Source organism: Paenibacillus montaniterrae, assembly GCF_018403185.1.
Lineage (GTDB): Bacteria > Bacillota > Bacilli > Paenibacillales > Paenibacillaceae > Pristimantibacillus > Pristimantibacillus montaniterrae.
Map to the genome: position 1 here is coordinate 96,246 of NZ_BOSE01000005.1, position 13,266 is coordinate 109,511.

Here is a 13,266-nt window from a genome sequence, read left to right on the forward strand (position 1 = left end):
ATGCTCGCAATGCTGACGCTTTGCTGGGGCAATTTGCGGCGAAAAAAAATGCAAAATGCCTTGATTGCCCTGCTCATCGCTTTGTCGACGCTGCTCATTAGCACAGCCGTTGCCGTCATTATGAATTCCCAGGATATTTTCTCCAAGCGGCACATGGCTGCGTTTGGCGCACATGAAATTATTAATTTGACAGAAGGTCTGCATGATCAAGTCAAGGTTGCCGATTGGTGGGCTCAGCAGGGAGGTGTGCACAGCTCCCGATTGCTTCCCTACAAGCCGTGGACAGGACTTGCCTACAACGGCGATGAGCTGACGAACCTGTATTTGTATATGATGAGTACGCCTGACATGCCGCTTGGCGTAGACAATCTGTTGCCCGCGCAAGGACCTGCAACGCTCGATGCGCCGGAAGCCGGCACAGTTTGGGTGCCAACCTCGCTCGCCTACAAATACGACATGGCTGTTGGCGATGAGCTTATGTTCGCTGCCGGATCAGAGCCTGTATCCTATAAAATTAGCGCTGTTGTGATCGACTTGTCGCATGGCGGCCCGTTTTCTACAACGGCACGTATTTGGATGAGCGAAGAAGATTATGCGAGCCTGTCGCCACGCATTGCAGGCAACGAGAAGTATATGCTTGCTTTGCGCTATGACCAGCTTGAGCAAAGCTCCAGCTACTGGCAGCGCTTTGAGAACGATCTCGGCTCGCCATTTCTCGAATCGCGCACCTCCTACAATGAGCTGTTTTCCTTCTATTTTATATTGAATAAGGTGATCGGCTTTGTAATGTGCTTTCTCGGCGCTGTCATGATTGTCATTGCGCTGTTTACGATTGGCTTTACGATTACGGATACGATTCTGGCAAGCTACCGCACGATCGGCATTACCAAATCGCTTGGCATGTTAAGCTCGCAAATTATTGGGGTTTATCTGCTGCAGTATAGTCTGCTGGCGGTCGCCGCTATCGCTCCTGCTCTCGTTGGCGGCAAGCTGTTGTCTGACCTTGTTGTGCAAAGCTCGCTGTCCTTGCTGAAAACCGACTATGCTCCTGTAACCGCGAATACAGCCGCCATATTTTGGGGAGTCGGAGCGGCTTTGCTGCTCATTATTGTGCTCTGCGCCTGGCGATATGCCTGGAAGGCCCGTCAGGTGGAGCCGATTCAAGGAATTCGCTACGGCATGTCAGAGCAGAGCCACAGCCGCACGCACCGCGCTTCTACCAGCAGCAAATGGCTGGAGCATTTATCAGTGCCGGCTCTAATAGGCTGGAAGCAAATAAGCAGCAATAAAAAAGGAAGCCTTCTTATTTTTCTGCTTGCAACCATTACTACTGCCGTGCTCGTTTTCGGCACTAGTCTGGTGACCAGCATTTACAACATCAGTCAAACCGCACCGCAATGGGGCTATGACAATAATGATATCTCGATTATCGTCATTAATAACAGCGAACCGCTTATTCAGGAAATCGAGCGGGCTGTGCAAAGCAACGAGGCTGTGCGCAGCATTAATTGGACTGGCTCGGCAACAGGCGTTATTCCGCACACCGACACTGTGGACGGACAAACGTTCAGCCTGCCGCTAACCGTTGTTGATGGCAGCATGGATGAGCTGGGGTTAGCCTCTTTAGAAGGACGAAACCCGCAGCTTTACAATGAGATTTCAATCGGCGTCAATATTGCACGTCAGCTACAAAAAGAAGTTGGCGATACAATCAACATTTTTATAGAAGGAAAGCAGCATCAACTGCTTGTGACAGGCATTTTTCAGTCGATTTCCAACATGTCCAACACCGCGCGGATTAGCCGCGAACTGGTCCAGCAATTTGTGCTTGATTCGGGCTTTATTGAATTAAGCGAAGGCGCAGATGCCGACAGGCTTGTGCACGATTTAAGCAGTCGCTTTGCTCCTGATGTACAGGTTGTAACGCAGCAAACACTGCTCGACTCCGTATTTAAAGAAGCGGCGGGCGTTCTGCTCATTCCGATGCTGATGATGGCGATATTGTTTAGCGCCATTACCTGCTTGATTGTTTACAGCAATTGCCGCCTCGGCTTGCGCAAGGACATAAAAACGTATGGAATCTACGCATCTTTAGGACTGACAATAACATCGATTCGCCGCGCCTTGACGATTGGCACTGCGAGTATTGCAGTAATAGGCGCATTGACAGGCGTTGTCTGCGGCATCTATTTACTGCCTGCAATGCTGCGCGGCTTGCTCTCCAACTATGGCATCGAAAAACTGCCGCTCATTGTGGAGCCTGCCTATCTGGTTGTCATTGCCTTATGCGTACCGCTTATAACCGCAATTGGCTGCTGGCTTGCGTCAACGATCCTTCAGCGCATGTCGCTGCGCATGCTCATAGCAGAATAATATTTACAAAAAGAGAGGTTGTCAGATTGTCAGTTTCACTGGCCTTCTTGACGTCCTCTCTTTTTGCATTCAAGGGATTTACTTTTTTTTCTAAAAGTGATATCATATTTATATCAAATAGAAATCAAAACAACATCAAAAAAGGACGTGGTGCACTATGAAAACGAAACAGGCTTGGCATCTTAACGGGTTTGTAGCAATTTTGCTTGCGCTTGTACTTGCTGGACTCGGCGCATTTGCATTTTTTCAATCTGCGGACAACAATAACCTCGTATTAATTTTCAGCGGCATTTTATTAGTTGCGATTGCAGGCATAATTTGTACCTCGCTCACAATTGTTCAGCCTAACGAAGCGAAAGTCATCACCTTCTTCGGACGTTACATTGGCAGCTTAAGCAAGGACGGTCTATGGATGGTTGTGCCGCTTACTGTTAAAATGCATGTTACACTGCGTGTCAACAACTTCAACAGCCAAACCTTGAAGGTAAATGATGCGGAAGGCAATCCGATTGAAATTGGAGCTGTTGTCGTATACAAGGTTATCGATTCTGCCAAGGCGAGCTTTGATGTCGATGATTATGAAAGCTTTGTTGAAATCCAAAGTGAAACTGCCGTACGACATATTGCAGCGCAATATCCGTACGACAGCTTTTCTGCAGAGCATACTTTGACCTTGCGCGGCAATGCGGACGAGGTAGCTGAAAAGCTGCAAACAGAGCTGCAGGAGCGACTGAGCGTTGCTGGAGTAGCTGTTCTTGAAACTCGCCTTACTCATCTGGCCTATGCGCCTGAAATTGCCAGCGCTATGCTGCAGCGCCAGCAGGCTTCTGCTATTGTATCTGCCAGAAAGCAAATTGTGGACGGTGCAGTTGGCATGGTCGAAGCAGCGTTAAAGCAGCTTGAAGAAAAAGGAATTGAACTTGACAGTGAACGTCGTGCAGCGATGGTAAATAACTTGATGGTAACGATTGTTTCTGATCGTTCCACAACGCCCGTCATTAATACGGGAACGCTGTACAGCTAATTTGGAAATCGACTAATGGCAAAAGAAAAAAAATCTTTTCTGCTCCGACTCGATTCCGAGCTGCACCGGGCAATTGAGCAATGGGCAGCAGATGAGTTTCGCAGCGTAAATGGACAAATTGAATTTATTTTACGCGAAGCACTTCGCAAGTCTGGCAGAATAAAGTCGCCTCCAAAAGCCCCCGATTCCGATTAGATAACGGGCAAGCAACCTGGAAAGTCACTAACATCACGAGGAGCAGAGCATTCCATCATTCGTCGCGTTTTAAGCCTTAAGACGACTACGAATGTTTTCGGAATTGCCTTGCTCCTTCTTTGAAAAATATATTTTAAAACGCTTACTTTTCCATCTTGTCAAAGACTCTCCTCGCACTTATAATCAGATTGTACAAATTCTTGCAGTGATAGCTTATTGCAATTTGTGCAAACGTTTGCTCAAACCTTTGTGAAATCGCTTGCAAGGATTGTACCCATTACAAATTTGGGAGGTTGCTTTTTCGATGATTAAGAGAAGAGTTATTCATTTGCTGCTCTGCTTCATGTTTTTGTGCTCATTGGCATTCCATGTTGGTCCCGACCCTACTGCAAAAACGGCAGCAGCAGCGGAAAACAGCAGCGCAACTGTGTATTACTACACCCCTTATAAAAACTGGCAAGCCGTAAATATTCATCATAATGGCAGTGGAAGCTGGACTGCAGTACCTGGAACTGCTATGCAAGCAGCGTGCGCTGACTGGACGGTTTATACGGTAGAGCTGGACAGTGCCAGCAGCTTCCAAGCCGTATTTACTAACGGTGCTGGCGCTTGGGATAACAACAACGGCGCCAACTACAGCATGGGAAGCGGTGTCCATCAAGTGAAAAATGGCCAGCTGATCGCAAACGCCGGCAACCCATGCGACGCTCCTGGTGAAAATGAACCTATTCAGCTTACGGTATATTACAAGCCCAGCTCCAGCTGGAGCAGCGTAAACATACATTACAGACCTAACGGCGGTACATGGACAGCTGCGCCGGGTATTGCGATGACAAACGCATGTGAGGGCTGGTATGTTAAAGAATTGGATCTCGGCTCCGCCACCGGTATTACGGCAGCCTTCAATAATGGCTCGACGTGGGACAATAATGGCGGGCAGGATTACGCGATTGGCACTGGCATCGTGCAGCTGCACAATGGCGTACTATCCAGCGGCAGTCCATGTGCTCCAACCGTAGTTGATACAACTCCTCCTACTGCTCCTGCAGCTTTAAGCGCAGCATCGATTACGAGCAGCTCTGTTGAATTGAGCTGGTCCCCTTCTACCGATGAAACTGGTGGCAGCGGCCTTGCCGGATACGAGCTGTACCGCAACAATACGCTAATTCGTTCCGACCTGACTACAGCAAGCTTTGTCGACTCTGGTCTGGCACCAGCGACAACTTATATCTATAAGGTGCTCGCCAAGGACCAGGCAGGCAATAAATCTGCTTTCTCGCCTGAGTTTTCCGTTACGACAGCACAAGGCAATGTTGCTGAGGTTTATTACAGTACAGAGACTCGCGGCTGGAGCACCGTCAACATTCATTTTGCGCCTGCCGGCTCAGCCTGGACGACAGCCCCCGGCATTGCCATGAATGAAAACGCTTGCGCAGGCTGGGTCAAAAAGACCGTTTCTTTAGGAAGCGCTGCCTTCATGAAGGCTGCCTTCAATAACGGTGCTGGCGCATGGGACAATAATAATGGGCAGGACTATACGATCCCTGCTGGTGTGGCAACGGTTAAAAACGGCGTCGTTACGGCCAATGCTGCCAACCCATGCACGCCGCTGCCTGCTGATGAAATCGCCCCTACCGTTCCAGCCAATATTATAGCGGCCGTCAATGGCTTGCGAGTCTCCCTTTCCTGGGAAGCCTCACAGGATAATCCAGGCGGCAGAGGTGTTGCCGGCTATGAAATTACCCGTACAGGCGGCACAGCCGGAAGCAAAACCTATACAACCGCAGGCACCAGCTTTACTGATACAGCCACCGAAGCGCAGACGACCTATACGTATACGATTAAAGCCTATGATAAAGCGGAGCCAGCCAACATCTCTGCAGCAAGCGCACCTGTTACAGCAACAACCGGAGATGCCCCGCTTCCGCCGGTTGGAGGAGAGCCGCTGGGACGGGATATGCGCGAGGATACCATTTATTTCGTGATGACAGCAAGATTTTATGATGGAGACAGCTCCAACAATATGGGTGGTCAAATGCATGTATCAAGCGGCAATGCAGCCTACAACGATCCTATGTTCCGCGGCGACTTCAAGGGCTTGATTGAGAAGCTTGATTATATAAAAGCACTCGGCTTTTCAGCAATCTGGATTACACCTGTCGTACTCAATCGCTCCGACTATGATTTTCATGGCTACCATGGCTGGGACTTTTACCGCGTCGACCCGCGGCTGGAGTCTCCAGGCGCAACCTATCAGGATCTGATCAATGCTGCGCACAATAAAGATATCAAAATTATTCAGGACGTTGTTTACAATCACTCCAGCCGCTGGGGCGAAAAAAATCTGTTTGTGCCTACTGTTTTCGGAATCCGCGACAGCAAATGGAGCTGGTACTATGACGAGCCGATTCCCGGCTTCGAATATGATGGCATTACCGTACCGAACCCGTCAGGCAAAGCCTATAATGGCGATCTGTGGTCAACGGAAGAGCCGGCTGGCAACACCTGTGCGAATTGGGGCTTGCCGATGAACAACGGCAACTATCACTGCCAATGGCCAAATCCTACCTCGGGCATGTTCCCTGCTGAATACTACCATCAATGCTGGATCGGCAATTGGGAAGGTGAAGATTCTCGCAGCTGCTGGATTCATGAGGATCTTGCCGACTTCAACACCGAAAGCGAGCAGGTGCAAAGCTTCCTTAAGGATGTATATCGCAAATATATCGAAATGGGCGTGGACGGCTTCCGCATCGATACGGCAGTGCATATTCCGCGCGTCATATGGAATCGCCACTTCCTGCCGGATGCCATCAATCACTCCATTGAGACATTTGGCGAAAAAGGCGAGCATTTCTTTATGTTTGGCGAGGTTGGCTCGTTCGTAAACGATAAATGGAATCGCGGCTCCGTTAATCACTCGGCACAATTCTTCACCTGGAAGGAGCGGCGCCAATATAGTGCGGATGATGCAGTCGCGGCGCTTGAGCAATATCAATACGAGAACAACATGGGTACAGGCAATCAGCCAACGTCAGACAACGCCTTCCTGTACGGCAACAGCTATCATACGCCTGATCACAGCCAATTCTCAGGCATGAGCGTCATAGATATGCGCATGCATATGAATTTCAGCGATGCGGGCAATGCGTTCTGGAACGGCAAGGATTCCGACGACAGCTATAATGATGCAACCTTTAATGTTGTATACGTGGACAGCCACGACTACGGTCCGAACAAGTCAAACTCCCGCTATGCAGGCGGTACGGAAGCATGGGCGGAAAATATGAGTCTGATGTGGACCTTCCGTGGTATTCCTACGCTTTACTACGGCTCAGAAATTGAATTTCAAGCTGGCAAGCCAGCTGACTGCGGCCCGAGCTGTGCACTGGCTACAACGGGACGCGCCTATTTCGGCGATCATATTGAAGGCACCGTTGTCGCCAGCGACTTTGGCGTCGTACAATCCGCTTCTGGTCCAGTAGCAGAAACGCTGGAGCATCCGCTAGTCAAGCATGTGCAGCGGCTCAATATGATTCGCCGTGAAATTCCTGCTCTGCAAAAAGGACAGTATTCGACCGAAGGCATCCAGGGCTCAATTGCCTACAAGCGCCGCTATACCGATACTGAACAAGGCATCGACAGCTTCGCGCTAGTTGCAGTCAGCAGCTCTGCTACCTTCAGCGGCATTCCAAACGGCACCTACAAGGATGCCATTACCGGTGACGTCAAGCATGTCTCCAACGGCACCTTAAGAGCTGAACTATCCGGCAAAGGCAATTTGCGCATTTATGTGCTGGATCTTCCAGGGAACGCTGCTCCTGGCAAAATTGGCGAGGATGGCCCATTCCTTAAGTAAATGAATGAACCGTGGCCTGAGCGCTATATCCTGTGCAAAGGGATATGATCGCTTCAGGCTACGGTTCAACTTATTTGCTATGGGCTGTTGCAATTAAAGCGGAACGATAAAGGAAACACTCGTTCCTTCACCAGGTGTGCTGGAGATCGACAGTCCCCGTCCGTACAGCTGGATCAGGCGGCGATTCGTATTGTAAAGGCCAATTCCTCTGTTTCTCTGGCTTGGTTCCTGCAACAAGCCCGCAACGGTTTCCGCATCCATCCCTTTCCCATCATCCCTCACCTCTACGAGGAACGCGTTATCCTGTTTCACGGCGCGGATATGGACCGTGCCTCCTTTAATTTGACTCATTAATCCATGCTTGACCGCATTTTCAACGAGAGGCTGGATCGTAAGCGGAGGCAGCAGCTTGTCTTCCAGCTGGACGTCCCATTTGATCGACAATCGTTCGCCAAACCGCTCCTGCTCCACATACAAGTAAGCTTGAACAAGCTCGAGCTCGTGAGAAAGTCCAACCAGCTGCTTCGTATTAAGAAAGTCAAAGCTGATTCTCAAGTAGTTGGCAAAAGCTTCGCCCAGCTTATTCATCTTTGCAATGTCCACCGCGCTTAAGGCCATAATCGAATTCAGCGTGTTGAATATAAAATGAGGCTGGATTTGCGCCTGCAAATATGCGGCCTCCATGCGCAACAGCTCATTAATCGATTGCTTTAACCCCGTTAATGCGCGGATTCTGAATTTTAATTCCGTACCATCAACTGGCTTCGTTACATAATCATTCGCGCCCGACAAAAAACCTGCATAGATGTCGGAAGGCTGCGTACGAGCAGTCAACAGCAGCACTGGCAGCTCGGACAAGGAATACTGCTCACGAACCTTGCGCGTTAAATCATAACCAGACATGCCCGGCATCATAACGTCGGCGATTAGCAAATCCCACTGCTCTCTTCCTAGCAGCTGCAGCGCTTTATCTGCTGAATCAGCGATCGTGATCACATAAGGCTCAGTAGAAAGAATCGACTTCAGCACATCCAGATTAACCGGATCATCATCCACCGCCAAAATATGAATCATAGCTTTGTCAGAAGAGCGGCTTGCTCTCTCCAACGCCGTAACCACTGCGGTTGGCGCTTTCCTTTCTACAGCAAGGATTTCCGTATTGCTCGACTCAACCTTTACCAAATCCTTGTTCTCGTACATGGAAAGCTGTGCCGTTGAAATGTCCTCCGCATTCGCCAGTGGCAGTGAGAAGCTGAATACGGATCCTTTGCCAAGCTCTGAGGATACCGTTAAAGCTCCTCCGTGCAGTTCAACAAGCTGTCTGCAAATCGTTAGGCCAAGGCCGATCCCTCTCCCGTCATTCATGCCATGAATCCCTTGCTCATAGGGCAGAAATATACGCGCTTGTGTTTCTTCGTCCATACCAACTCCGGTGTCGGATACATGAAGCCAGACCGCATCATTTCGCTGCTCCGCGGTTAAGGTTATTTTTCCTTTTTCCGTAAATTTGATCGCGTTATGCAATAAGTTGTAAATAATTTGCACAAGCCGTTTTTCATCCGCCATTACAGCTGGCGTTGTTTTCGCTATATCCATCACAATATGAATCGGTTTGTTTTCATGCAGAAAACCGAGCATATTGATGACTCCCGGAACGACCGACTGAACAAGCAGCGGCTTGCTGTTAAGCTTGATGCGATGCTCCTTCAGCTGTACAGCATCAAGAAGGTCAACAAGCATCGACGACATGCGCCGGCTAATTGTGACCAGCAGCTTCATATCCTTGCGGCTTTTCTCGCTTAAATGCTCGACTTCATGACTAAGCACGGTTTCGGCAATATTCATAATTCCGTGCAGCGGCGTTCTAAGCTCATGGGACGTATTGGTCAAAAATTGATCCTTCAGCTTGTCTGCTTCACGCAGCTTCTCATTTAACTTCACGTTTTCCTGAACATAGTTGAAATATTGCTTAAACCAGAAGGTAGAAAAGCATATTATCGCCGCTATAATATCAATCGGATAATATACGACAAATTTAACAAAGATTCCCCAAACAATACTGGAGACTACAGCGATTGCCGAGAGAAGCAAGAAAATCGTGCCTTCTCCATTTCGATTCTTTACATAGATATGGACCGCCAAATAAATGCTCATAGCAATTGGCCATATATACAATAATGTGAATATTCGCAAATGAATGGAAGCATGCAATAACTCGGGTGAAGCTATAGCTATAAAAAGCGAATAGACTGCAAGAATGCATGTATAAAGCATAGCCAGCCTGCTTTTTCGAGCTACTGTCGAAAATTTCTTTAGCGAATAAAAAATTAAAAAGGTTACCCACAAATAAGCAAGCATTCTGATTTTCATTGCCCATTCATAATTAAATGAGAACCAGGTCATCAGAACAGTATCATGATCAGCCACTACGGTTACGCCAGCTACAAGCGTTAACAAGCTAAAGATAAACAAAGATCGTTCTCGGTTGAACAAATAAAGAATAATAGCGTATAAGCCATGAAGCACCAATATAACAAAAGTAATTAACTGAAAACCGATCGAGTACCACCGCTCATTATCTATCGCAGCCTCAGATCCGAAGCGAATAGGATATAGAATACCTCCCTTGTAAGGATTTTCAAAGTTTGAGACACGAACAAGCACAATAAGCTCTTGCTGATCTCTTTCCGTATAAGTAACCGTAAAGGAAACGCGATTGGGCACATAATCAGCAGCATTATCCGCCGGCTTGCCAACCAAGCCTTCAGTAAACCCATTAATTTCAACCGTAGATGCCGCTTCTATTTTTTTTGCCCACAAAGAAACAGGATGCTTCAAAGGGTCCGTTAAAATGCGCAGCTCATACGTACCGTATCCGATCGACGATTCTTTGTGCCCGGGAAATTCGCTTCTCCAATCGCCTGGAACATTTACCCAAGAAGCTTCTTCAGAGTACCGTTCTTCATCGTAGTAGGTATAGAGCTTATTCGGATAAAATTTCCACTCCCCATTCAACGGTATGGAGACGGATTGCTGCAGATCCCAGTCGCGTAAATCCAGCACGCCATTTACGATTTCAGGCTGCTCAGGAGTCGGAAATATGTTAAACCATCCCCAGCGAAGTACAATAAGAAAGCCGACAAATAAAAGCAGCACGGCGATATTAAGTATAATATACTTATGTTTCTTTCGTTTTCTCGTAATATCCATGCTTGATACTTCGACATTATCGACAACTAATCCTGCAAATTCGCATTTAGTAACGATATGAAATTAGTACTCTCCCTCCAAGCAGCCAACAAGTAAACAAATGCAGCAAGAGCAAAGATTTGCACATTGTTTGCACCGCTTTCATTTTCCATAATTAAAGCGTATTCATTTTTATTGGCCTAATCCTTGTTGCAATCAACAGGCGTATACAGTAAAAGGGGGAACCACTTCATGTATAGCGTACTTCTCGTTGATCCAAATCCGGTTACATTAAATGAAACTGCTGCACTTATTCACAACGCCGCATCCAGCTTCCGCATCCATGCCAGTACAAGCGAGTTTGCAGCAGCGCTCAATTTCCTGAATAGCAGGAGCTTTTCCTTAGTTATCATTAATATGAAAGGCTATAACTCTAGTGGCCTTGTGCTTTGCAGCCGCATTCGCCAGCAAAGCCGAGTACCGATTATTCTGCTTAGTGGAAAGGATGACTTCCGCCTTGCAAGAAAAGCATTAACCTATCAAATTAGCGACTATTTGACAGAACCGCTGCTGGAGGGCGCCTTGACTTCAAGCCTGCGAGCTGTACAAAGCGAGCTGGAGAAAAATCATGCTTATTACTTGGCTCCTGTCATGAAAACGGCTTCAGTAAACAAAAAAGATGCTGCGGCCAAGGCAGTTATTGACACGGTAAAGCGCTATGTACAGGATGAGCTGCATCAAAATATTACGCTAAAGCAAATTTCCAGAAAGCTGCATTTCAACTGTGCTTACCTGGGGCAAAAATTCAAGCACCATGAAAATATGTCCTTTAATGAATATTTACTGCAGCAGCGCATGGAGAAAGCAAAGCTGCTGCTGAAAAAGACCGATATGAAAATATATGAAATCGCCAATGAAATCGGCTATACCGAAATCGACTGGTTCTATAAAAAGTTTAAGGAATATACGGGCTCAAGCGCTAACGAATATAGAAAAAAATACGAGCTGTCTCGCGCCAATTAGGACGTATCTGAGAACTCCGAGGATACGCCCTAAAGCAAATCGCGCCTGTCGTTTGTCCGACAGGCGCGATTCGTGTATTCATTTCAATAATGATGAATGATGGAAATAAGCAAAATCAGCATATCCCCCGCTTTGCTGACTTGTATAGCAGAACAAGCCCGTACGGTACCCCATAAAATGATCCAGTGTATATTTCATATGCAGCGTTTGGCCGATAGTCTGCCATTGTCCTTGCTCACTTGCAAAATAAAAGCATGCCTGATCAATGCTATTTTCAAAGTTATACTCAATCTTCAAGTAAACATGCTCCGCAGTATACGGAACGGATTCAACGACCTGCTCCCGACCTTCCCCATCATTAATCGTCATCACGATGCTGCAAGCTCCATGCTCGTCAATCCTTGCCCCAACAGTGCCAAACCAATGCTGCAGCGCAACCAGACCAGCATGATCACCCGACTGCAAATTAGTCAATTCAAGCAGTGTTTCGTGCTTGCAGGCTGGTCCTTGCGTACGCTGTGTCAGCGTATTTCTTGCCTTCAGCACACTGTCTGCAAGCGCACCTGTTTTCAGCCTTAAGTAGCCTGGCCGCTCGGTCAGTGTCCAGAGCGCATGATCCGGATTATGGTTCCATTGCCATTGCAGCGCTAGCTTGTTAACTGTGTAATCAAACTCATCACTGCAAATAATTGGCGCAGTCGGCGTATATGGTAAAGGCGTCGTAAATTCCTCAGGCGCTTTTCCTTCTAAGCCGAATACGGGCCATCCATCCTTCCAGCTAACCGGCAACGCAATTGGAATTCTGCCAACTGCATCATGATCCTGAAAAAGAACCGAATACCATTGCCCGTTCCCTGCCTCAAAAATCCCTCCCTGAGCTACGCCATGATTGCGATAGCCCATATTGTCATCCAGCACAATTTGACTCTCAAATGGACCAAGCAGCTGCTTAGAGCGATAGCATATTTGCCTGCGCCGCTGATTGCCGTCTTTTGGCCATTCTATAAAGAAATAATAATAGAAGCCGTTAATTCGATAGGCATGGCAGCCTTCCGCGCGCAGCCCTATTCCTTCACGCTGCGCTTCCAGCAGCAGCTGATTGACTCCGCCTTCTTTAACAGCTGTAAGATCGGAAGTCAGCTCCGTAATTCGAATGTCCCCATTGCCATAGATGACAAACACACGATCCTCCTCAAACAGCAAACTTGGATCATGAAACAGCTGCTTAATCACAGAGCGCTGCCAATTTCCTTGATCAATATCATTCGTGTGATAAACATAAAATTGCCGCGTGTCAAGGCTGGAGAAGCATACATAGTAGATCCCGTTATGCTCACGCAGGCATGCCGCCCACGAGCCCTTGCTGTAAATGTGACCGCCGTCAATCATATTGTGCTGATCATTGTCCTCCAATGTATCAAATACATAATTAACAATTTCCCAATTCACTAAATCCTTCGATCTCATAATCGGACAGCCTGGCATCATATGCATGCTCGTACTCACCATATAGAAATACTCACCTGCGGCAATGACACTCGGATCCGGCACATCGGCCCAAATAATAGGGTTATTGATTTTGCTGCTCATCATGTTCCTCCCA

Annotated in this window: 7 protein-coding genes; 5 read left to right on the top strand and 2 right to left on the bottom strand. The window is 47.7% G+C overall.

The window, feature by feature from the left end:
• From KJS52_RS14310 to KJS52_RS14325, 4 genes are all read left to right on the top strand, one after another.
• On the top strand, positions 1 to 2,373 hold the full coding sequence (locus tag KJS52_RS14310; RefSeq protein WP_213516371.1) for an ABC transporter permease: 2,373 nt from the start codon (positions 1 to 3) through the stop codon (positions 2,371 to 2,373).
• Positions 2,374 to 2,530: 157 nt separating this feature from the next.
• Positions 2,531 to 3,397, top strand: a complete 867-nt coding sequence (locus KJS52_RS14315) for an SPFH domain-containing protein (protein ID WP_213516373.1) — start codon at positions 2,531 to 2,533, stop codon at positions 3,395 to 3,397.
• A gap of 15 nt (positions 3,398 to 3,412) precedes the next feature.
• A complete protein-coding gene (locus KJS52_RS14320; protein ID WP_213516375.1) occupies positions 3,413 to 3,592 on the top strand; it encodes a type II toxin-antitoxin system antitoxin in 180 nt (59 codons plus the stop codon).
• 304 nt (positions 3,593 to 3,896) lie between these two features.
• The gene (locus KJS52_RS14325; protein ID WP_246563567.1) at positions 3,897 to 7,451 is read left to right on the top strand and encodes a carbohydrate binding domain-containing protein; all 3,555 of its coding nucleotides are present in this window, start codon (positions 3,897 to 3,899) and stop codon (positions 7,449 to 7,451) included.
• Between the two features lie 93 nt (positions 7,452 to 7,544).
• Here KJS52_RS14325 and KJS52_RS14330 read toward each other — a convergent pair whose 3' ends face one another.
• Positions 7,545 to 10,661, bottom strand: coding sequence for a hybrid sensor histidine kinase/response regulator (locus KJS52_RS14330; protein WP_213516377.1), 3,117 nt, complete (start codon positions 10,659 to 10,661; stop codon positions 7,545 to 7,547).
• A gap of 231 nt (positions 10,662 to 10,892) precedes the next feature.
• Here KJS52_RS14330 and KJS52_RS14335 point away from each other — a divergent pair, with 231 nt between their 5' ends.
• Positions 10,893 to 11,663: a response regulator gene (locus tag KJS52_RS14335; RefSeq protein WP_213516379.1), complete on the top strand. Its 771-nt coding sequence runs from the start codon at positions 10,893 to 10,895 to the stop codon at positions 11,661 to 11,663.
• A 78-nt stretch (positions 11,664 to 11,741) separates the two neighbouring features.
• Here KJS52_RS14335 and KJS52_RS14340 read toward each other — a convergent pair whose 3' ends face one another.
• Positions 11,742 to 13,256 carry a glycoside hydrolase family 43 protein gene (locus KJS52_RS14340; RefSeq protein ID WP_213516381.1) on the bottom strand — a complete coding sequence of 505 codons (1,515 nt, stop codon included), beginning with the start codon at positions 13,254 to 13,256 and terminating at the stop codon, positions 11,742 to 11,744.
• Positions 13,257 to 13,266 lie beyond the last annotated feature (10 nt).